Genomic DNA, 21,451 nt, shown 5'->3' with positions numbered 1-21,451 from the left:
TAGAACGTCGCAGACGGTGTGTAGGTCACCGTTTCGCCCGACACGCTTACCGTGCCATGGCTGGGATTTGCAGCGATGTTGACGCCCGTGATGTCCAGTCCCGATATGGCGCTCGCCAGGTTGATGTTCGTCGCCGTGTTATACGGCGTCGTTGCCGATGTGGCGGTGGCCGCAGGCGCGGCTGGCGGATTGACGGTAATCGTCACCGTGGCGGGAGCAGACGTGCCAGCGGCATTGCTGGCCGTATAAGTAAAGCTGTCTGATCCTGTGTAGTTGCCGGTCGGCGAATACGTGATCGAGGTTCCGGTGGCTCTTGCCGTGCCATGCGCAGGTGCGCTGGCTACCGCAACGGCCGTGGGATTGCCGCTGGTGTTCAAGGGCATGGCGTTATTGCTGCTGTCGAACGCCACGCTGGTGCTTACCGGGCCTGCAGAGGGCGCGGCAAACATGAATGACCCGCCGGTATAAGTGCCTGCATCGGTGATTACCGTGATCGTTACCGTGCCCGAACCATTGGGCACCGCGGCTTCAATCGACGAGGTGAGGCCATAGTTGACAGTGAACGCAGGGGCCGGCGTTGCACCGAAAAGCACCTGTGAGGCACCCCAGAAGCCGGAACCGGAAATGGTCACCGTGCTGCCTGCAGTGGCCGAAGACGGGCTTACCCCCGATATCGTGGCGCCGACAGATGTGCAGGTAATGCTGTACGTAGCCGAGCTGCCAAGAGAGTTGGAGAGGTTGTCGGCACCCGACCCGGAACTCCCCTCCGTGCCGGAAACGGTATTGCCGTTGGCCGTCATTTGCAGGAAGGAGCCCCCGTAGAAAAGCTGGCCCGACGTGGTCAGCGTTACGGCGTCGCCTTGGTTGACCTGCTGGCTATTGCTCAGCAGCTGGACGTATCCGTACCCAGCAATGGTGCCGGATTGCCCGTTGAGCGCCTGGCATCCCGGCGAGGCCAGCGCCAGGCCGGGCAAGCCAAACACACCCCATACCGCGAGCCAGCCCAGCCCACGTCGAACACGCCCACGACAAACGCGCCGTGTCCCCCTGTCGCACATGGCGTTCATACCCCTGTCCCACGCTTTCAAAACTCATCAATTGTGCTCATGACAACGCGGGTGGACACCCCTGATTTCGGGGGTATGCAAGCGTGAGAATCGATATCAGGAGAAATCCCGGGTGTCATGGGCGGTCTTCCAGCAACTGCAGGCACTTTCGAGCTGAAGACCCGATCTGGCTCAGCTTTTCAGTTCAGCTCAGCCTACGGCGAGGGAGCGACAGACAGGCTTGAGGGAAAAAGCCGGACGCGACGCGCCCGGCCACTGGCTAGTAATCCGCGTCGTTTACGATTGCTTCGGATAAGCAAGAGGAGTGCTTACGCAACTGACGCCATAGACCTTTCCGCCTCGGGCGTCATTCACGTTGGCCGTCATTGACATATTTCCGGCCTGCTTCTCGACGTTGACTTTCGCAGCGTTGTACATGTCCCGGAATAGCTTGGAAATGTGATCTCTATTATCGATTCGTCCATTGGCATGGACATCGATATTGTTGCGATTGTCCCTGCTGTAGGGAACGGCAAACTGATAGGCAAATGCGCTGTCGTTGCCGTAGCCAGGATAGGGTGTAAATACAAACACGCCCTCGGCTCCGTAAAAGCCGATCTTCTTTTCGGCGAAGAAAATTCCCGCTGCCACCATGGTTTCATCGTCGTTCTTTGCCACCAGTCGAGCTTTCAGCTGGATCTCTGGTGAATCGATCTTGTCGGTGAGAGGCGCAGTCATGAAGCGCTCGGTCGTGCCGTGCTCCATATACAAATTCCCCCCGTAGTATCCATTTACGCTTTTACGCCAATCGGGCACGTAGTAATGGGTGTCGGTGTCGTTGAGCACGAGGCCGATAATTTTTTTCGGATTGGAAACGAGAAGGAAGTAAATGATGCTGGCTGCCGCCGTGCCCGCGGCAAAAAGGACTGACTTCAGCCCAACCTTTTGTACCGCCATGGTCAACGCGCTCTTGAGTGCCTCGCCAGCCCATAGATTTTTGACCGTCGCAACCGCCATGGGGACGCCAACGGCCAGTAGGGCGCCAGCGAGCGTCTGGGCTGCGAAGGCTGCCGGGGAGGTGGAGCTCATCATTGCTTCAAGACTCTTCAGAACCGTTTGGACCCACTCGACAAGCTTCTGGCCATGGTAGTTTCTGACAACGAGTGCGTTGTAGCGTGAGATAAAAATATTGGGTTCCACTTCGACATCGGCATAACTGAAGCGCGTATCGCTTCCGTCCTCACTGGAAAAACCGTCGTAGGCCATCAGCCCATCGACCATTCGATGACGGAATTCGGCCATGAATTCCGTATACGAGTAGCGACTCGCATCAAAAAGACTTTTCAGCTCAACATGGAATCTGTCCTCAATGGACTCAATGATTCGAAACATGTCGTCGCTAAGCTGCTGCTCTTGCAGCTCGTAGTCGTCGCGTTGCTCAGCCATGAGTTATCCCCTTTTGATGGTGCGCCACATGCGCCTGGCAACGGTAGCGAGGCCTATGCAAGTGGGGCATCCCAAGTTTTTGGGATTTACAGATAGGGGAAAGGCGCCATTTGATTCGTCACACACTTCATCACGAACTCTTCGCACTCATTGTGCTGTGCCGTTGCACGAATTTTAGGGTCAGCGTGTCAAGGATCACTCGACCGTATGACCGGTTTGATGTCGGTGCACCGCTGGATGTCGTGTGGACGTCGCAAAATTACCACGATGTCTACGGTGCAGTCAGTGTGTTCAGCGTCAACGGAAGCACTGGTCCCGAACAGGCCGCCAAGCTCGATGCCGCTGTGTTCAAAGTGCTGAAACCGGGCGGTGTTTTCATCGTCGTCGATCACGCGGCTGCGGCGGGCTCGGGCGGACATGACGCGCATACATTGCACCGCATCGACCCCCCGATCGTCATGGCTCAAGCCAAGGCGGCGGGTTTCGTGCTGGAGGCGCAAAGCGATGTGCTGAGCAATCCGCAGGACGCACACGACAAACCGATCTTCGCGCCTGAGATCAAAGGACACACGGACAAGTTTTTGTTGAAGTTCCGCAAGCCGCTGTCTTTATCCAAGGCTGGCCATGATTGAGCCGGAGGGCGTGCCTGATCGGCTGATGATCGGGTGGCCGCGCCCACGGAGAGGTTTGCTATTTTCCCAACTGGGGCGTCGCCTGATCGCAAGCATCACTTGTCGCTATGACCGGCTTTTCTTGCCTTGCAACCGTGGGACATGGCTGGCGAGGCTCGCCGCGACCAATCGCATCACGGACGTCGCATCCAGTGACGGATCGTCGAACAGCATTTCCAAGGCGGCGTAGGACATGCTGTCGGCCACGCGGCTGATGAGTTCCAAGTCTTCTTGTGCGGCTTTTGGAAATGCCCGGCGTAGCTCTGCGGTGACTTGCGTGGCAACTTCCTGCGCCGATTCGAGGCGTACGTCCTGCAGCATGGGTATCGCGCGCAATGCGCGCATGATCCAGATACCGGCGGTGGTGTCGCGCGTCACCTCATAGGTTTCCAGCAGTAGTCCGGTGATCGCGTCTTCCAGTTTTTTCGCCGAGCCGAATGCGGCAGGCGTCAGCCATTGCGGAATCAACGCATTCTGTTTCTGCATCAGGCGCAGGCCCAGTTCGTGCAGCAGCGCGTACTTGTTGGGGAAGTAGCGATACAGCGCCGGCGGCGACAATTTCGCGCGCTCACACACCAGGTTGGTGGTAAGCAGCTCAAAGCCGACGTCGGCCAGCACCTGCGCCGTGACGGTCAGCAACTGCTCATAGGTTTCTGCCGCGCGCGATTGCGCCGGCTTCACCTTGGGACTGAGGGCGAGCTTGGGCCGTTTGGGGATGCGGCGGGGAGAGCTGGGCTTGGCGGGCACTACGGCGGTCCGGCGGGGGAGGGCTTGCGTCAATTATAGCTGTAACTATATTGTAGCTATAACTAGCTTTTCGGGGATGGGCAATGCCGAGCGCGCATCAGGCCGCGGTGTCTTCCAGTGATGATCGCCTGGTTCTGGCGGTCGACTTGGGCACGTCGGGCTGCAAGTGCGCGTTGGTCGCGCTCGATGGCCGTGTGCTGGCGTGGTCGTTTCGGGCGGTTCCTTTGCATCTGGTGGGCGAATACGGCGTGGAGCAGGACGCCGAGGACTGGTGGCAGGCCTTTCTGGGTGCCGCGCAGGAATTGCTGGCGGCCGACACGCAACGGCGCAAGCAGATCGTGGCAATTTGCTGCTCGGCGTTGCACGAATGCACCGTCCCGGTGGATGCGCACGGCAACGCGCTTGCGCGCGCCATGCTATGGCTGGATATGCGCGGCGCCGACGCCATTCGGCGACGTGCGCGCAACCGATGGCTGAATATCCAGGGCTATGGACCGTTGAAGCTGGCGCGCTGGTTGCGGCTTACCGGTGGCGCGCCGTCTTTGTCGGGCAAGGATCAAGCCGGGCATATCGCGTGGCTGCGCGATCATCAACGGCCGCTCTTCGAACGCACGCACAAATTCCTGGGCCCGCTCGACTTCATGAATCTGCGGCTCACCGGCCGTTTTTGCGCGACCTACGATTCCGCGCTCACCATCTGGGCGACCGACAACCGCCATCTTTCGCACGTGTGTTATGACAAACGCCTGCTGCGACTGCTGGAGGTCGATAGCGAGCGTTTGCCGGAGCTGGTGCCATCCACCGAAGTGATCGGTCAACTGGCGCCGGCGGTGGCCGAAAAACTGGGGCTGTCTTCGTCGACACGAGTTGTAGCCGGCGCCGTCGACAACTCCGCGGCGGCGATCGGCGCCGGCACCGTGCGCGATCGCGAATTGCATCTGTATCTCGGCACGTCGTCGTGGATCGGCGCGCACATACCGGAAAAACGCACGAATCTCAGCGCATTCATCGCCTCGGTGCCGTGCGCGCAAAAGGATCGCTACCTGGCCATGGCGGTACAGTCGGCGGCCTGCAGCAACCTCACCATGCTGCGCGATCGCATCCTGTTTCATCCGGATGAGCTGACCCCGGACGAATCACGGCCGGATGTTTATCCCTTGCTCGACAACATCGCTGATCGCGTACCGGCTGGTGCGCGCGGGCTGATCTATCTGCCATGGCTGCAAGGCGAACGCACGCCGGTGGATGATCGTCACCTGCGCGCCGGCCTCTTCAACCTGTCGCTGGAGCACACGCGCGAAGACATGATCCGCGCGTTTCTCGAAGGCGTGGCCTTGAATACACGCTGGATGCTGGAGCCGATGCTCACCTTCGTCGGCTGCGAACGAGGTGCGCCGATGACCATCGTCGGTGGCGGTGGGCAGTCGAACGTGTGGTGCCAGATCATGGCTGATGTCACCGGCATGGTGATCGAGCAGCCGGTGGCGCCGATTCAGGCCAATGCACTGGGCGCGGCCTTCATCGCCGGCATCGGCCTGGGTGAGATGTCGTTCGAAGATGTGCCGATCTTGTGCCGGCACAAGTCGCGCTTCGAGCCGCGGCGCGCCATGCATCAGCTGTATGACGAACGTTTCGGCACGTTCAAGGAATTGCATCGGCGTCTCGCGCCGCTTTACCGCGACGTCAATCAGCACCGAGGGCTGCCGCGATGAAATTCCAAGGCATGCGCCAGCGCGTGGTCGAGATGAGCGTCATGCTGGCCGATCACGGCTACTTTGCCGCAACCGGCGGCAATCTCGCCTTGAAGGTGGACGATGAGCATATCGTCGTTACGCCATCCGCCACGGATTACTACCAGATGACAGCGGCGGATGTGTGCGTACTGCGGCTGCGCGATCTGGTCAAGATCGACGGTGATCGCAAACCGTCGGTGGAAACCGGCATGCATGCCCGGCTGCTGCGCGTGCGCACCGATTGCCGCGCCAGCATTCACACGCATCAGCCGATCGCCAGCGCATGCACGTTGCTGGGCCAGCCCATACCGGTGCCGCACGCGGAGGATCGCCACCTGCTTGGCAACGAAGTGCGCGTCGTCGGCTATGCGCCCTCCGGCACGGCGTGGCTGTCAAGCAAACTCGCCAAGGCGTTGCGGCCGGATATCAACGCTTATCTGTTGCGAACGCATGGCGCCATCTGTTGTGGCAACACCGACGAGCACGCCATGCGCGCTATTTCCGCACTCGAAAGGGTGGCGCTGGGCTATCTGCGTACACGCATTGCCTCGCAAGCGGCGCAAGCGTCATCGCAACAGCTTGCACTGCGGCATTTGCTGGCAACGCTCGATGCCCGACCTATCCAGGACATGGCCCTATGAATTTTCACGACACATCGGTCGAGACCGCCGGCAGCGCGATCTCCCAATGGCCGGATACCGATGCGCTTTATCGGCGCTTCGATGCATTGGTCAACCAGCCGATTCGCCCGATTCGGCGCGACGCGATGGGCAAGGTACTCGATTACTTCGAAGCCCGCTGCCAGGCCTCCAAGCATTTGTCGGAGCAAGCCAAACAGGTGATTCCTGGCGGCGTGCAACACAATCTAGCCTTCAACTATCCGTTTCCTTTGGCGATCCGCGAAGCGCGTGACGCCCATATGACGGATATCGATGGCAATCGCTATATCGATTTTCTGCAAGCCGGCGGCCCGACGTTGCTGGGTTCCAACCACCCTGCCGTACTCATGCAAGTGCAGAAGCTGTTGAACGAATGCGGCCCGATTACCGGCTTGCTGCACGAATACGAAGTGAAGCTGGCGGAACTGGTCTGCCAGGTCATGCCGGGTGTCGATATGCTGCGCATGATGGGTTCCGGCACCGAAGCGGTGATGGGTGCGATCCGTCTGGCGCGCGCCTACACCGGCAAGAAACGCGTGATCAAGATCGGCGGCGGCTATCACGGCTGGAGCGATCAGATGGTGTACGGCATGCGCTTGCCGAACACCGGCCGCATGGAAGCGGTCGGCATTCCGCGCGGTTCGACCGCTACCACGCAGGAAAGCCTGCCGAACGATCTGGACGCTATCCGCCGCAAGCTGCGATGGAATCGCCTGCGCGGTGGTACGGCAGCGATCATCGTGGAACCGTTCGGCCCCGAAAGCGGTACGCGACCGGTGCCGCGCGACTTCAATGCACAGTTGCGCAAGTTGTGCGATGAATTCCATGCACTGCTTATCTTCGACGAAGTGGTGACCGGCTTCCGCGCCGGCATGGGCGGTGCGCAAGCTTATTTCGGCATCAAGCCGGACCTCACCATCCTCGGCAAATGCCTCACCGGCGGTTACCCGATGGCGGGCGGCATCGGTGGCCGGCGCGACATCATGATGATGCTGGTTGGCGGCATTGGCACCACCGCCAAGCGTGCATTCGTCGGCGGCACGCTTACCGCCAATCCGTTGTCATGCGCGGCCGGTTACTACGCGTTGTTGGAAATGCAGCGCACGCAGGCGGCAGTGAAGGCGGGTCGTGCGGGTGATCGCTTGCGGCAAGGCCTGGAACAGATCATCGAGCGTCTCGGCTTGCCCTATGTGGCCTACAACATGGGTTCGATCGTGCACCTGCAAACGTCCGGCGTGATGCTGCTGGATACCAGTAACTTGCTCAAGCTCGTTCGCGCGAAGAACGAAGCCAAGCAGCGCAAGCACATGATGGAGGAAATGGGCGCGGCGTATACCGCGCACGGCGTGATTACGCTCGCGGGCAGCCGCATCTACACCAGCCTCGCCGATACCGATGAGGTTATCGACGACGCACTCAACCGTTTCGAAGACGTGTTCAAGCTGGTGTGATGCCATGACGCTCGATCGCCTTCTGCTCGATGCCATGCGACGCCTGGATGAAAAGCGCTTGCTCGGTATGGGCGGCAGTGTCTCCGTGCGCTTGCCGGGCACGCGTGACATGCTGCTCGCCACGCCGGACATCGAGCCGGTACGCGTGCCGCTATCGGCTCAGCCGAGCCAGGAATATGCGCAGCATATTGGCGTTTATGCAGCACGCCCCGACGTGGGAGCCATCGCTTCGGGCGGCGGAACCTTCGGCCGCATGCTTGGCAGTTTCGGCGGCGATCTCCCGCAACTGTTCGACGAACAGGCAAGACACCTCGGCGCGACGGTGGTGCCGATGCGCCATGCCATGGATGGCCCGCTAAAGTCTTCGAGTCTTGCAACCGGTGGCAACGTTTGGGCGAGTGAGAAGGATGTCATGGTGTTCGGCGGTACCGTGCATCGTCTCGTGCTCAACGCCGAGCTGCTGGAAAAATGCGCCAAGGCGTATGTGCTGGCCAAGGCAACCGGCATGCATTTGCACACGCTGCCCTGGTGGGTTTGCCACATTGCCAATGGACGTTTGAAAAAGGACCAAAAACGGGCAGCGCGGCGTTTTGCGCAAGGGGTGTTGCCAGAAGAAGTGAAAGGTTATTGAGAGGGCACTTATGAACACATCGGTTGCGATGCAGTTCAAGCGTTCCGAAACGGTGGCCGCGTTGGCTATCGGTTGCGTGGCGTTGCTGGTGCTTGGCCTGCAGCCGGCGCTACTGGGCGCGCTCGTGGATCAACATCGCATATCGATGGAAGGCGTTGGCGTGGTTGCCATGGGCGAAATTTTTTCGCTGGGCGTGGGCACTATCCTGGCGGAGAAGTACTTGCCGCTGCATCGGCTGCGCACGGTGGCTGTGGTAGCGAGCCTGCTGCTGATCGCCATCGATCTGCTGACGCTGACGGCGCATGGCGACCTTGCCTGCGCGGCATGGCGGGTGGTGGCCGGACTGCTGGAAGCGTGTCTATTCTGGATTGTCACGATGATCATCGTGCGCTCGCCGCAGCCGGATCGCCTGGCCGGTGTTTTCCTTACGCTGCAGACGTGCGTGCAAGCGGCAGCGGCCTTGTTGCTGGCGAAGGTATCTATCGCGTCCTTGGGTTGGGGGCAGCCTTTCGTCTTGCTGGCGGTCGTTTGCGTGCTGCCGTTGTTGATCGCATCGCGGTTGCCTGCGCGACTGGGCGAGCATACGGAAGCGATCCAGCCGTCGGTGGTTTCGTGGACCGGCTTTTTCGCCTTGCTCGTGCCGTTCCTGCATATGAGTGCGGTGGGTGCGCTCTGGGCCTACCTCGAGCCGGTGGTGAATGAAGCCGGTGTCGGCCTCTCGATCGACGTGCTCGCTTCGCTTGTCTTGGTGATGCAGATCATCGGCGGTGGTGCCGCATCGTTGAGCGTGCGCTGGGGAAAAGTATCGCAAGCATTGATCGTCAGCGCGCTGGCGTTTGCTGCCGTCGGCATCGCCATGTATCGCTTGCCTGCGCACAGTGCTGCGGCCTTTGCCGTGTTGTGCGCGGTATTCGGTTTTCTGTGGCTGTTCCAGATGCCGTTTCATATTCGGCTGGCGTTCGATATCGATCCGCGCGGACGCATCGCCATGCTGGTGCCGCCGGCGCAATTGGTGGGAACAGGATTTGGGCCGCTGGTGACATCGTTCACCGTGCACGGCAATGAAGTGGGACACGTGCCGCTGCTGGCCGCAGGTTTTGCAGCCTGCGTCGTGGCGGCCGTGGCGTTGGTGAAGCTCGGGGTCCTCGCCAGGCAAAAGACAGGTGGAGCTTTATCGGGTGGGGGAGACGTCAGATAAACCAGATGCATCGCGAGAGAGCGCGATGCCGCGATGGGAGGGGAGTCGGTATGAAGATGCGTCCATGTGTGTTGTCCGCGTGCCTGCGCCAGGTGCTTTACGGTGGTGCGGCACTCTGGTTGTTTGCCGCAGCGCCGGCCATGGCCGATAGAGCAGGGCAGCAGGCCGATGGCAAAGCCACGGCAAAAAAGAGCGCAACCGCTCAGCAGGCAGCTGACGCCGGTAAAGCCCAGCAACTCGGCAACATCACGGTCACGGCGCAAAGCCGCACGCAGCAGATGGAGCAAGTGCCGATCGCCTTGCAGATCCTCACCGCGCAGCAGATCAACACGCAAGCGGCCACGGATCTCAGCAAGATCTCGCTGTTCGTGCCGGGCTTGGTGGTGGATGGCAGCCAGCCTACGCAGCCGAATTATTCCCTGCGTGGCATCAGCACCAGCGACTTCGGCATCGGCACGGAATCGGCGGTCGGCGTGTATATCGATGGCGTCTACGCCGCGCGTTCCGGTGGCGCTTTGTTGGCCTTCAATGACATCGACCGCATCGAAGTACTGAAAGGCCCGCAAGGCACGCTGTTCGGCCGCAACGCTGCGGGCGGTGCGATTTCCATCATCACCAACGAACCCAGCGACAAGTTCGAAGGCAAGGTGCTGCTGCGCTATGGCAACGAGGGCGAGCGCTACGAAAGCGCGCTGGTCAATATTCCCCTCAACAAGGACATGGCCTTGCGCATCAGCGTGCTCGACAACCAGAGCGACGGCTGGATGCGCGACCAGGCCAACGGCCAGCACTACGGCAAGAACGACGACTGGGGTACTCGCTTCGTTTACCGTTGGAATGTCACGCCAGATACGCGCGTGCTGTGGTCATGGGATCACGAGCGGTTGGATCAGCCGCCGCGCCCGTCCATCGGGCTGGTGGCGCTGTCCAACGATACGAACGGGCGCCCACCTTTTCCGCCTAACCCCGCCACGTATCTCAACCCGCTTACCGCACCGCTCTACAACGATGCCATCCAGGCGCGCGAGTGGCGGCATTTCGATGGCTCCACCCTGATCATCGATCATTCGTTCCCGTGGGGCAGCTTCACTTCCACCACGGCCTGGCGCCACTTCAACACCTTCAACGATGAAGATAACGACGGCACCAACCACGTCGTCAGCTATCTCGATACCGCCAACATCGAGCACAACAACAGTTACTACCAGGAGTTCAAGCTCTCGGGCGACAACGACCTGATGGATTGGGTGTCCGGCGTGAGCTTCTACTCGGAACAGGCGCGCCAGACCAGCCAGGTAAATACCAACACCAGCAGCCTGGATACGCTGGCGCAGAACGTCGATGGGCTGGGTTTGCCGTTGACCGAGATTACCCAGGGGCTGCAAGCGTTCGGTTTGCCGTATAGCCTGCTCGGCGATCCGTGGCGCGAGCAGATCGACAACGTCGGCCGCTTCAAGGCCTACGCCGCCTTTGGCGACGTGATCTGGCATTTGAACGATCAGCTCGACCTCACCACCGGCCTGCGCTACACCGAGGACAAGAAGGCCTTCACCTGGTACACGCCGCCGCGCGAGGCGACCGCATTCGACCAGACGGTAGCGGCATTGGTCTCCAGCGGTATCGTCGGTCTGCTGCCACCCGAAGCGCAGCAGGCGTTGGGCGCGTTCGGCGGCAACATCATCTTTCCCAATGCGGTGGGTCAATGGGTGTCGACGCGGCACAGCTGGCACGATTTCAGTCCGCGCGCGGTGCTGAGCTACAAGTTCACGCCGGACTTGATGGCCTATGTCTCCGCCACCAAGGGCTATAAGGCCGGTGGCTACAACAGCCTGCAAGTCGGTTCGCTGTATGCGCCGGAAAAAGTGTGGAACTACGAAGCGGGCGTGAAAGCGGTGGTTCCGCAATACAACCTGCTGTTCAATGCCTCGGTGTATGACTACCGCTATTCGAACCTGCAGTCGTCGGTGCTCAATCCGAACTTCAATGGCTCGGGCGTGCCGTTCTACACGGTGATGACCAGCGACCAGCATGCGCATGGGCTGGACGTCGAAGCGCAATGGCAGCCGGTGAGGGCATTGCGCCTGAACTTCACCAGCGCGTATATCGATAGCACCTATATCCACGGCACCTCGACCTCCGGCGTGAGCCTGGATGGCCAGCCGACGGGTGAGCCTACGTTCTCGGCAACAGCGGGTTTCGACTACACCTGGTTCGATGTGTATCGCGGCAACCTGGAATTGAACGTGCAGTACGCCTATCGCGGGCGAACGCGTTGCAATGCGGATTCCGGCGTTCAAGGCACCTGCTTGAGCACGCCGCTGTTTACCGTAGGCACCGCCACGCAGCGCACCGATGCGCGGCTGGATTGGCATACGCCGGACGAGCATTGGGGCGTGGGCGTGTTCGTCAACAACATGTTCAATAAGCGCTATGTATTGAGCATCGGCAACGACAGCACCAACGATTTCGGCACGCCGTATGCCACCATTACGCCACCACGTACGTTTGGTGTGGAATTGCGGGCGAAGTTTTAAGCCTCTTGTGCTCGCGTAGGTTGGGGTGAGGCGAAGCCGAACCCCAACATGGCATGCCGGCATCCGGAGATGTTGGGGTTCGCGTACCGCTCACCCCAACCTACGCCGCTACCGATGCGTCATCCCAGCGAAAGCTGGGATCCAGCGACTTTCAAAACGTTAAAGGCACTGGATCCCAGCTTTCGCTGGGATGACCATGTTTTAGCCTTCCTGCAAGCTCGACGGACATTTTCCCTTCGCTGTGGATCAAAGTGCGAACGTGCTATATCGCTAAATGCAGGAACTGATTGAAGTCGCTCTTCTGATAATCAGAAAACGCTTCGCCATTCACGAATCCACGTCGCCGATAAAGTGCCAGCGCAGGCTCAAAGGCATCCCCGCTACCGGTTTCCAGGCTCAAGCGTTGCACGCCGCGTTCTCGCGCTTCGTCGATGATACGTTCCAGCAAGGCTGCCGCCACGCCGCGGCGAAGATAGTCCGGATGTGTGCGCATCGATTTTATTTCGCCCGACGTGGCATCGAACTGCTTGAGCGCACCGATGCCGCAGATGTCCTCGCCCTGCCATGCGCTCCACACGGTAACGTTGGGCGCTTTCAACCCGGATAGATCGAGCGCGAAGACCTGTCCCGGTGGCGAGTTCGAGTGCATGCCGGAGAGATGTAAATGCAAAAGCGCCTGCGTGGCGGTGCTGGAAAGATCATCTACGCGTATGTCCATGCCGTTCACCCTGACGATGCGCAACGAGGTTACGTCGGAAGCTGAGGCAAGAGTCAGGCCACCCCAGCCATGGCCGTTTCACCGGCGTCAGGCCCAATTTGCTGCACCGCAAGGGTGCAAGCAGCGATTGTTTAGCCCTTCGCTGGTGCGCAATCGCACGCAACAAAGCGTAATTCCTGCCTAAAAAGCCTAAGAAAATCAGCACTTATCCCGCTGGCACAAATGATGCAACGCATCATGCATCAAGGCCCGCCGATCAGCATTGGCGCGACGGACGGGTTTGCAGGCCAGGCAAGTCTTCAGTGTGCGGGGTAGGGCATGTCGAGCAAAGCTACGCGGATCGAATTGTTTCATCTGCGCACGCCACCCATGCGTGCGTTCCATTTGAGCTGGCTGGCGTTTTTTGCCTGCTTTTTTGCCTGGTTCGCGGTGGCGCCGTTGATGCCGTTGATCAAGGGCGAGTTTCACCTGAGCAAGGACCAGCTTGCCAATATCAGCATCGCCGCGGTGGCGGTGACGGTGTTTGGACGGCTGATCGTGGGGCCGCTGTGCGATCGCTTCGGGCCGCGGCGCACTTACACCTGGCTATTGCTGATCGGTGCGGTGCCGGTATTTGGCATTGCCTTTGCGCACAGCTATGCCTCGTTCCTGTTCTTCCGCCTGGCCATTGGCATCGCCGGCGCAGGGTTTGTCATTACGCAGTACCACACCTCGGTGATGTTCGCGCCGAACGTGGTGGGCACCGCGAATGCCGCGGCTGCCGGCTGGGGCAACGCCGGTGGCGGCGTCGCGCAATCGGTGATGCCGTGGGTGCTTGGCGCAGTCGTCGGTTTGGGCGTGCAGCATGAATGGGGTTGGCGCGCGGCGATGTTCGTGCCGGGCACGCTGATGCTGATCGTGGCGGCGTTGTACTGGCGCTATGCGCAGGATTGCCCGCAGGGCGATTACCGCGACCTGCGCGCGCGCGGCGTGATGCCGGATGGCGGCAAGGCCGGCGGATGGCAGGTGTTTCTGGCTGCCGTGAAGAACTACCGCGTATGGATGCTGTTCGTAACCTACGCCGGTTGCTTCGGCATCGAGCTGTTCGTGCATGGCGTCGCGGTCAGCTACTACGTCGATCGCTTCGGGATGGATCTGCAGCATGCAGGCCTGGCGGCCGGTTGCTTCGGCTTGCTGGCGTTGTTCGCGCGCGCAGTGGGCGGCATCGCATCCGATCGCCTGGCGTTTCGCCATGGCTTGGCGGCGCGAAGCTGGTTGCTTGCTGCCTTGATGCTCGGCGAAGGCCTGGGCTTGCTGTGGTTCTCCAGTGCACAAGCGGCGGACGCCGCGGTCGTGGCGATGATCGCCTTCGGCCTGTTCACGCACATGGCTTGCGGTTCGACTTACGCCTTGGTGCCGTTCGTGGATCGCAAGGCACTGGGCGGCGTGGCCGGCATCGTCGGTGCGGGCGGCAATGTCGGCGCGGTGGCGGCGGGTTTTCTGCTCAAGAGCACCGGTTCGGTGCAGCACACCTTCGCACTGCTCGGCGGTTTCGTCATTGCCGGTTCCTTGTGCGCGCTGGCGGTGCGCTTCAGCGCCGAACACACGGCGCGCGAAGAACAGCTTTACCGGGAAGCGATGAGCCAGAAACAGGCGACGTCGCCGTTCGCGGCATGAACGGGGAAGGTGCGGCATGGCAATGAAATTACTGGTGATCGGCAACGGCATGGTCGGGCACAAGTTGCTCGAAGAACTGATGGAACGGCAGCCGCCGGGCCTGGACATCACCGTGTTGTGCGAGGAAAGCCGGCCGGCTTATGACCGCGTGCATCTGTCTGAATTTTTCAGCGGCAAGAGTGCGGACGATCTTTCGCTGGTCAAGCCGGGTTTCTTCGATCAACCCGGTTTGACCCTGCGGCTTGCTGCTCGCGCCATGCAGATCGACCGTCAGCAGAAGCGCGTCACCACGGCCGACGGCGAAGTGATCGCGTACGACAAGATCGTGCTTGCCACCGGCTCCAAGCCGTTCGTGCCGCCGATTCCGGGTAATGAGCGCGACGGCTGCTTTGTCTATCGCACCATCGACGATCTGCTGGCAATGCAGGCGTGGGGCAAGCGCTCGAAGGTCGGCGTGGTCGTGGGCGGCGGCTTGCTCGGCCTGGAGTGCGCCAAGGCGCTGCGCGATCTTGGCCTGGAAACCCATGTGGTGGAATTCGCGCCGCGCCTGATGGCGGTGCAGGTGGATGATATCGGCGGCCAGATTCTGCGGCGCAAGATCGAAGAGCTGGGCGTCACCGTGCACACCGGCAAGAGCACGCAGGAAATCGTGGACGGCGAACGCGGACACCATCGCATGAAGTTTGCCGATGGCAGCTATCTCGATGCCGACATGATCGTGTTTTCCGCCGGGATTCGTCCGCGCGACGAGTTGGGTCGTGCGTGCGAACTGGGTGTGGGCGAGCGCGGCGGCATCCACGTCGACAATTACTGCCGTACGCGCGACTGGGACGTCTACGCGATCGGCGAGTGCGCCTATTGGGGCGGCAAGACCTTTGGCCTGGTCGCGCCTGGTTACGACATGGCGCGTGTGGTCGCCGCGCATCTGTGCGCGTTGCTGGAACGCAAGCACGCCTTGCAACTGCCCGAATTTATCGGCGCAGACATGTCCACCAAATTGAAGCTGATGGGCGTGGACGTGGCCAGCCTGGGCGATGCGCACGGCACCACGCCCGGCAGCCGCAGCTATCAGTTCAGCGACGAACGCCGGCAGGTCTACAAGAAACTGGTGGTGTCGGGCGACGGCAAGCAATTGCTCGGCGGTGTATTGGTGGGCGATGCCAGCGAATACGGCACGCTGCTGCAGATGATGCTCAACGGCATCGAACTGCCGGCCTCGCCGGAATTCCTGATCCTGCCCACGCCGGATGGCAACGCCAAGCCTGGTTTGGGCGTGGATGCGCTGCCGGCTTCCGCGCAGATCTGCTCATGCAACAACGTTTCCAAGGGACAGTTGTGCGAGGCCGTGTGTGCGGGTGCTGCGTCCATCGGCGAGCTGAAGACCGTCACCAAGGCTGGCACCACCTGCGGCGGCTGCGTGCCGTTGGTCACGCAGATCATGAAGGCGGAGATGAAACGCCAGGGCCTGGCGGTGAACAACCACCTGTGCGAGCACTTCGCCTATTCGCGGCAGGAGCTGTATCACCTGGTGCGTGTGGAGCGCATCAAGCATTTCGATGAATTGCTTGCCCGTCACGGCAAGGGCCTTGGCTGCGATATCTGCAAGCCGGTGGCGGCGAGCATTCTTGCTTCCTGCTGGAATGCGTTCGTGCTGCAAAAGGAACACGCCTCGCTGCAGGATTCCAACGATTATTTCCTTGCCAACATCCAGAAAGACGGCACCTATTCGGTGGTGCCGCGCATGGCGGGTGGCGAAGTCACGCCGGATGGCTTGATCGCCGTGGGCGCGATCGCCAAGAAATATGGGCTGTACACCAAGATCACCGGCGGCCAGCGCGTGGACATGTTCGGCGCGCGGCTGGAGCAACTGCCGCTGATCTGGGAGGAACTGATCGCCGCCGGTTTCGAATCCGGCCACGCGTACGGCAAGTCGTTGCGCACGGTGAAATCCTGCGTGGGTTCCACCTGGTGCCGCTATGGCGTGCAGGATTCGGTCGGCGCTGCGATCGACTTGGAGAATCGCTACAAGGGCCTGCGCTCGCCGCATAAATTGAAGATGGCCGTGTCCGGCTGTACGCGCGAATGCGCTGAAGCACAAGGCAAGGACGTGGGCGTCATCGCCACCGAGAAAGGCTGGAACCTCTACGTGTGCGGTAACGGTGGCATGAAGCCGCGCCATGCCGAACTGCTGGCGGGCGATCTCGATACGCCGACACTGATCAAGTACATCGACCGCTTCCTGATGTTCTACATCCGCACCGCCGATCGCCTGCAGCGCACCAGCGTGTGGCGCGACAACCTGGAAGGCGGGCTGGATTACCTCAAGGACGTGGTCGTGCACGACAAGCTCGGCATAGCCGCCGAACTGGAAGCGGAGATGCAGCTTGTCATCGACACCTACGAATGCGAATGGAAAAAAGCGGTGACCGATCCGCAGACGCGCAAGCGCTTCCAGCATTTCGTCAACAGCCGTGAGCAAGACAACAACGTGGTGTTCGTGCCGGAGCGAGGCCAGATCCGCCCGGCCACGCTGGATGAAAAACGCAGCCGGCGCATTCCCGCCAGTGTGATGACGGAGTAACGCGATGGACGATGTGGTAACGGTGAAAGGCTGGACCTCGGTGTGCTATCTGGAGGACATCGTGCCCAATACCGGCGTGTGCGCACTGGTGGACGATGAGCAGGTGGCCGTGTTCCGGGTGGGCGAGCAGGCGCTTTACGCCATCGACAATTTTGATCCGAATGCGAACGCCCACGTGCTGTCGCGCGGTTTGATCGGCAGCCTTGGGGAGCGTGTCGTCGTGGCCTCGCCGATCTACAAGCAGCACTTCGACCTGCGCACGGGTGAGTGCCTCGAAGCACCGGAACATTCCGTGCGCGCTTGGAAGGTGAAGCTCCACGAAGGCCACGTATGGTTGGGGCAGCCGTAACGATGAGTGCATCGCGGCCCAGGCTGGTTGTCATCGGCAATGGCATGGCCGGCATGCGCACGGTCGAGGAACTGCTGCAGCTTGCGCCTGGCCTGTACGACATCACGGTGTTTGGCGCGGAGCCTTACGGCAATTACAACCGCATCCTGTTGTCGATGCTGTTGAGCGGGGAGAAGAACACCGACGACATCATGCTGAATACGCGCGAGTGGTACGCGGAAAACGGCATCACGCTGCATGCCGGCGATCCGGTAGTGGCGATCGATCGGCGCCATCGGCGCGTGCGTTCGCGCAAGGGCGTGGAGGTCGTTTACGACCGCCTGTTGATCGCGACCGGCTCGCAGCCCTTCATGCTGCCGTTGCCGGGCGCCGATCTGCCGGGCGTGATCGGTTTTCGCGGCATCGACGATGTCGAGCAGATGCTGCAGGCGGCCAGTACGTACAAGCATGCGGCGGTAATCGGCGGTGGCCTGCTTGGCATCGAGGCGGCCAATGGGCTTTTGCGGCGCGGCATGCAGGTAACGTTGCTCCATCGCATCGAGGTGCTGATGGAGCAGCAGCTCAATGCCGATGCGTCGCGGCTGCTTACTCAGAACCTCAAGGCACGCGGCTTGAACGTGCTGCTCAATGCGCAGACCAAGGCGTTGTACGGCGATGGCCGCGTGCAGGGTATCGAGTTTGCCGACGGTACACGCATCGATGCCGACCTGGTGGTGATGGCGGTGGGCGTGCGGCCGGATATCGCGCTGGCAAAATCCTGCGGGCTGCATTGCGATCGTGGCATCGTCGTCGACGACACCTTGCTTACTTACGACCCGCATATCTACGCCGTGGGTGAATGCGTGCAACATCGCCGCCTCACCTTTGGCCTGGTCGCTCCCGTGTGGGAGCAAGCGAAGGTCTGCGCATCGCATCTGGCGCGCATCGGCCATCGCCGTTATCGCTTCACGCGCACGGCGACCAAGCTCAAGGTGACTGGCATCGACCTTTATTCGGCCGGCGATTTCATTGGCGGTGAAGGTACGGAGGATCTTGTGCTGCGCGATCCGCGCCGTGGCATCTACAAGCGGCTGGTGCTGAAGGGCAACCAGATCATCGGCGCCGTGCTGTATGGCGACGTGAAGGATGGCGGCTGGTATTTCGAGTTGATCCAGAGTGGGGCGGACATCACGCCGATTCGCGATCGCCTGTTGTTTGGCAAGCATCATTGCCAGCGGGTGGAGGTGGCCGCATGAGCGCACGCAGGTTGGGGTGCGAACCCCAACACCGCCATTTCCCTGGCATCGCGATGTTGGGGTTCGCACCCCAACCTACGGTGGCGGCATGACGGTCGCCACCACTTGCCCCTATTGCGGCGTCGGTTGCGGTGTATTGGCTCGTGCCAACGCCGATGGCTCCGTGCACGTGGAAGGCGACACGCAACACGCCGCCAATCACGGGCGTCTTTGCGTCAAAGGCTCGGCCCTGGGCGAAACCATGGATCTGCGTGGCCGCCTGCTGCATCCCATGCTGCGCGCACCGGACGGCACGCTGCAACGTGCAAGCTGGGACGATGCGCTCGATCGCGTGGCCGCGGGTTTCCGTCGCGTTATCGACGAACACGGTCCGGACGCGGTGGCGTTCTACGTCTCCGGCCAGCTGCTCACCGAGGACTACTACGTCGTCAACAAACTGGCCAAGGGCTATATCGGCACGGCCAACATCGATACCAACTCGCGCCTATGCATGTCATCCGCCGTCGCCGGCCACAAGCGTGCGTTCGGCGAAGACGTGGTGCCGGGTTGCTACGAAGATCTGGAGCAAGCCGAGCTGATCGTGCTGGTGGGTTCCAACACCGCGTGGTGCCACCCCATCGTCTACCAGCGCATTGCGAAGGCGAAGGAAAGCGCCAACCCGCCGCGCATGGTGGTGATCGATCCACGTCACACGGCAACGTGCGAATCGGCCGATCTGCATTTGCCGGTGAAGCCGGGTACGGATGTGTGGTTGTTCAACGGACTGCTGGCGTTTCTGTTCCAGCATGGTGCGATGGATGCGCGTTTCGTGGAGGCGCATACCGAAGGTTTTGCGCAGACGCTGGCTGCGGCGCAAAAGGATGCCGGCGATCCCGCGGAAGTGGCACGCATTTGCGGCGTGCAATTGGCGGACCTGCTGAATTTCTATCGCTGGTTCGCGCGCTGCAAACGTACCGTTACGCTGTTCTCGCAGGGCGTGAACCAGTCATCCAGCGGCACCGACAAGGTCAACAGCATCATCAATTGCCACCTGCTTACCGGGCGCATCGGCAAGCCGGGCATGGGGCCGTTTTCGCTGACCGGCCAGCCCAACGCAATGGGCGGGCGCGAAGTCGGCGGGCTGGCGAACATGCTGGCGGCGCATATGGAACTGGAAAATCCGGTGCATCGCCAGGTCGTGCAATCGTTCTGGCAATCGCCGCGCATTGCCGAACGTCCAGGATTGAAAGCGGTGGATCTGTTCGAGGCGATCGGCGAGGGCAAGGTGAAAGCGCTGTGGATCATGGCGACCAATCCGGCGGTAAGCCTGCCGGATGCCGATCGCGTGAAGCAGGCGCTGGCGCGTTGCGAATGGGTGGTGAGTTCCGACATCGTCGCGCAGACCGACACCAATGCGTATGCCCATGCACTGTTGCCGGCGCTGGGCTGGGGCGAGAAGGACGGCACCGTCACCAACTCCGAGCGGCGCATCTCGCGCCAGCGTGCGTTTCTGCCGGCACCAGAAAACGCGCGTGCGGATTGGCGCATCGTGTGCGAAGTAGCACGGCGGATGGGCTTTGCCGAAGGGTTTGAGTTTGACGACGTGCATGCGGTGTTCGCCGAGCACGCGCGGCTGACGGCTTATCGCAACCACGAGGCACGAGCGGGAGATGCGCCGGCCGCGCATCGCTTGCTCAATCTGGAAGGGTTGGCGAACCTGGGCCGCCACGCCTACGACACGCTGCAGCCGGTGCAATGGCCTGTTGCGGCGAGTGGCGAGGGCGAGGCGCGACTGTTTGCATACGGCGGTTTTTCGCATCCAGGCGGACGCGCGCGTTTTATCGCCACACCGGCCCGAATGCCCAGGCACGCCACTGATCGCGAATATCCGCTGGTGCTCAACACCGGCCGCGTGCGCGACCAATGGCACACCATGACGCGTACCGGCAAGGCGCCGCGACTGACCGGGCATATTCCCGAGCCCTTCGTCGACATGCATCCGCACGATGCGTTGCGTTGCGGTGTGCGCGAAGGTGAACTGGCGCGCGTGCAATCGCGCTGGGGTGCGATGGTGGCACGCGTGAAGCACAGCGGCGGCATTCTTGCCGGCAACGTGTTCGTGCCGATTCATTGGAACGATCAATTCGCTTCCGATGCACGTGTGGGTGGCGTGGTCAATCCGGTGGTCGATCCGATTTCCGGCGAGCCGGAGTTCAAACACACGCCGGTAAGCGTGGAGCCGTTTCCGGTACGTTGGTATGGCTTTGCGCTGTCCCGTGAGCTGTTGATGCCGCAAGGTCTGAGCTATTGGACGTCCATTCAAGGCGATCGTTTCCGCCGCTATGAAATCGCCCATCGCGAGCGGCCATCCGAATGCAGCGCCTGGGCGCGTGCGTGGCTGGGTGTGACGGACCCGGATGCCGATTGGCTGGAATACGAGGATCGCAGTACGGGCATCTACCGTGCGGCGCATGTGATCGATGACCGCATTGAATCCTGCGTGTTTCTTTCCTCGCGCCCGGATCTGCCGGCACGGCATTGGCTGGCGAGCTTGTTCGTGCAGGAGCGGTTGGAGGATGACGACCGCATGGCGTTGTTGCTTGGCGAGTCGAGCGGCCCGGCGGCGTCGGCCGGCCCCACGGTGTGTTCCTGTTTCGGTGTGGGACGCGACACGATTTGCGAGGCGATTCGCACGCATGGTCTGGAAACACCGGCGCAGATTACCTCGCGCCTGCGCGCGGGCGGCAATTGCGGTTCGTGCGTGCCGGAGTTGCGGCAATTGATTGCGGAAGTGCGGGCGGAAGTGAATGCGTAATC

16 protein-coding genes are annotated in these 21,451 nt (G+C 61.3%); 12 read left to right on the top strand and 4 right to left on the bottom strand.

Annotation, left to right across the window (positions count from 1 at the left end):
• On the bottom strand, positions 1-983 hold a 983-nt coding region (locus tag VJR68_RS03560; RefSeq protein WP_324146178.1), incomplete at its 3' end, for an Ig-like domain-containing protein.
• A 360-nt stretch (positions 984-1,343) separates the two neighbouring features.
• Positions 1,344-2,492, bottom strand: a complete 1,149-nt coding sequence (locus VJR68_RS03555) for a hypothetical protein (RefSeq protein WP_324146177.1) — start codon at positions 2,490-2,492, stop codon at positions 1,344-1,346.
• A 110-nt stretch (positions 2,493-2,602) separates the two neighbouring features.
• On the opposite strand from VJR68_RS03555, the gene VJR68_RS03550 reads away from it, so the two are divergent.
• Positions 2,603-3,124 carry a hypothetical protein gene (locus tag VJR68_RS03550; RefSeq protein ID WP_324146176.1) on the top strand — a complete coding sequence of 174 codons (522 nt, stop codon included), beginning with the start codon at positions 2,603-2,605 and terminating at the stop codon, positions 3,122-3,124.
• A gap of 105 nt (positions 3,125-3,229) precedes the next feature.
• Here the strand turns inward: VJR68_RS03550 and VJR68_RS03545 are convergent, their stop codons facing one another.
• Positions 3,230-3,910 carry a TetR/AcrR family transcriptional regulator gene (locus VJR68_RS03545; protein ID WP_324146175.1) on the bottom strand — a complete coding sequence of 227 codons (681 nt, stop codon included), beginning with the start codon at positions 3,908-3,910 and terminating at the stop codon, positions 3,230-3,232.
• Between the two features lie 83 nt (positions 3,911-3,993).
• On the opposite strand from VJR68_RS03545, the gene VJR68_RS03540 reads away from it, so the two are divergent.
• The 6 genes from VJR68_RS03540 to VJR68_RS03515 are packed head-to-tail and all read left to right on the top strand — an operon-like array spanning position 3,994 to position 12,116.
• The gene (locus tag VJR68_RS03540) at positions 3,994-5,622 is read left to right on the top strand and encodes an FGGY-family carbohydrate kinase (RefSeq protein ID WP_324146174.1); all 1,629 of its coding nucleotides are present in this window, start codon (positions 3,994-3,996) and stop codon (positions 5,620-5,622) included.
• The gene (locus tag VJR68_RS03535) at positions 5,619-6,284 is read left to right on the top strand and encodes a class II aldolase/adducin family protein (protein WP_324146173.1); all 666 of its coding nucleotides are present in this window, start codon (positions 5,619-5,621) and stop codon (positions 6,282-6,284) included. The genes VJR68_RS03540 and VJR68_RS03535 overlap by 4 nt, the downstream gene beginning before the upstream one ends.
• Positions 6,281-7,753 carry an aspartate aminotransferase family protein gene (locus VJR68_RS03530; protein WP_324146172.1) on the top strand — a complete coding sequence of 491 codons (1,473 nt, stop codon included), beginning with the start codon at positions 6,281-6,283 and terminating at the stop codon, positions 7,751-7,753. Before VJR68_RS03535 ends, VJR68_RS03530 begins: the two co-directional genes overlap by 4 nt.
• A gap of 4 nt (positions 7,754-7,757) precedes the next feature.
• Complete coding sequence (locus VJR68_RS03525; RefSeq protein WP_324146171.1) at positions 7,758-8,384, top strand: class II aldolase/adducin family protein; 627 nt, start codon at positions 7,758-7,760, stop codon at positions 8,382-8,384.
• A 10-nt stretch (positions 8,385-8,394) separates the two neighbouring features.
• The gene (locus tag VJR68_RS03520) at positions 8,395-9,582 is read left to right on the top strand and encodes an MFS transporter (protein WP_324146170.1); all 1,188 of its coding nucleotides are present in this window, start codon (positions 8,395-8,397) and stop codon (positions 9,580-9,582) included.
• A gap of 50 nt (positions 9,583-9,632) precedes the next feature.
• Positions 9,633-12,116, top strand: coding sequence for a TonB-dependent receptor (locus VJR68_RS03515; RefSeq protein ID WP_324146169.1), 2,484 nt, complete (start codon positions 9,633-9,635; stop codon positions 12,114-12,116).
• 262 nt (positions 12,117-12,378) lie between these two features.
• Here VJR68_RS03515 and VJR68_RS03510 read toward each other — a convergent pair whose 3' ends face one another.
• Complete coding sequence (locus tag VJR68_RS03510) at positions 12,379-12,834, bottom strand: GNAT family N-acetyltransferase (RefSeq protein WP_324146168.1); 456 nt, start codon at positions 12,832-12,834, stop codon at positions 12,379-12,381.
• 318 nt (positions 12,835-13,152) lie between these two features.
• On the opposite strand from VJR68_RS03510, the gene VJR68_RS03505 reads away from it, so the two are divergent.
• The 5 genes from VJR68_RS03505 to VJR68_RS03485 all read left to right on the top strand — a co-directional run bounded on the left by VJR68_RS03505 (position 13,153) and on the right by VJR68_RS03485 (position 21,449).
• Positions 13,153-14,490 (top strand): MFS transporter, encoded by a 1,338-nt coding sequence (locus tag VJR68_RS03505; protein ID WP_324146166.1) that lies wholly within the window; start codon positions 13,153-13,155, stop codon positions 14,488-14,490.
• A gap of 16 nt (positions 14,491-14,506) precedes the next feature.
• Complete coding sequence (gene nirB / locus VJR68_RS03500; RefSeq protein ID WP_324146165.1) at positions 14,507-17,071, top strand: nitrite reductase large subunit NirB; 2,565 nt, start codon at positions 14,507-14,509, stop codon at positions 17,069-17,071.
• A gap of 4 nt (positions 17,072-17,075) precedes the next feature.
• On the top strand, positions 17,076-17,420 hold the full coding sequence (gene nirD, locus VJR68_RS03495) for a nitrite reductase small subunit NirD (RefSeq protein WP_324146164.1): 345 nt from the start codon (positions 17,076-17,078) through the stop codon (positions 17,418-17,420).
• A 2-nt stretch (positions 17,421-17,422) separates the two neighbouring features.
• Entirely contained in the window at positions 17,423-18,655 is a 1,233-nt protein-coding gene (locus VJR68_RS03490) for an NAD(P)/FAD-dependent oxidoreductase (protein ID WP_324146163.1), read from the top strand.
• 88 nt (positions 18,656-18,743) lie between these two features.
• Positions 18,744-21,449 (top strand): molybdopterin-dependent oxidoreductase, encoded by a 2,706-nt coding sequence (locus tag VJR68_RS03485; protein ID WP_324146162.1) that lies wholly within the window; start codon positions 18,744-18,746, stop codon positions 21,447-21,449.
• Positions 21,450-21,451 lie beyond the last annotated feature (2 nt).

The organism is Dyella sp. (assembly GCF_035277725.1).
Lineage (GTDB): Bacteria > Pseudomonadota > Gammaproteobacteria > Xanthomonadales > Rhodanobacteraceae > Dyella_B.
This window is presented reverse-complemented; position numbering and strand designations above follow the sequence as displayed.

What these genes read in the sequence shown, in the direction of transcription:
- VJR68_RS03555 (WP_324146177.1), bottom strand. Translation starts at nt 2,492, where the DNA reads ATGGCTGAGCAACGCGACGACTACGAGCTGCAAGAGCAGCAGCTTAGC.
- VJR68_RS03540 (WP_324146174.1), top strand. Translation starts at nt 3,994, where the DNA reads ATGCCGAGCGCGCATCAGGCCGCGGTGTCTTCCAGTGATGATCGCCTG.
- VJR68_RS03535 (WP_324146173.1), top strand. Translation starts at nt 5,619, where the DNA reads ATGAAATTCCAAGGCATGCGCCAGCGCGTGGTCGAGATGAGCGTCATG.
- VJR68_RS03530 (WP_324146172.1), top strand. Translation starts at nt 6,281, where the DNA reads ATGAATTTTCACGACACATCGGTCGAGACCGCCGGCAGCGCGATCTCC.
- VJR68_RS03525 (WP_324146171.1), top strand. Translation starts at nt 7,758, where the DNA reads ATGACGCTCGATCGCCTTCTGCTCGATGCCATGCGACGCCTGGATGAA.
- VJR68_RS03520 (WP_324146170.1), top strand. Translation starts at nt 8,395, where the DNA reads ATGAACACATCGGTTGCGATGCAGTTCAAGCGTTCCGAAACGGTGGCC.
- VJR68_RS03515 (WP_324146169.1), top strand. Translation starts at nt 9,633, where the DNA reads ATGAAGATGCGTCCATGTGTGTTGTCCGCGTGCCTGCGCCAGGTGCTT.
- VJR68_RS03510 (WP_324146168.1), bottom strand. Translation starts at nt 12,834, where the DNA reads ATGGACATACGCGTAGATGATCTTTCCAGCACCGCCACGCAGGCGCTT.
- VJR68_RS03505 (WP_324146166.1), top strand. Translation starts at nt 13,153, where the DNA reads ATGTCGAGCAAAGCTACGCGGATCGAATTGTTTCATCTGCGCACGCCA.
- nirB (WP_324146165.1), top strand. Translation starts at nt 14,507, where the DNA reads ATGGCAATGAAATTACTGGTGATCGGCAACGGCATGGTCGGGCACAAG.
- nirD (WP_324146164.1), top strand. Translation starts at nt 17,076, where the DNA reads ATGGACGATGTGGTAACGGTGAAAGGCTGGACCTCGGTGTGCTATCTG.
- VJR68_RS03490 (WP_324146163.1), top strand. Translation starts at nt 17,423, where the DNA reads ATGAGTGCATCGCGGCCCAGGCTGGTTGTCATCGGCAATGGCATGGCC.
- VJR68_RS03485 (WP_324146162.1), top strand. Translation starts at nt 18,744, where the DNA reads ATGACGGTCGCCACCACTTGCCCCTATTGCGGCGTCGGTTGCGGTGTA.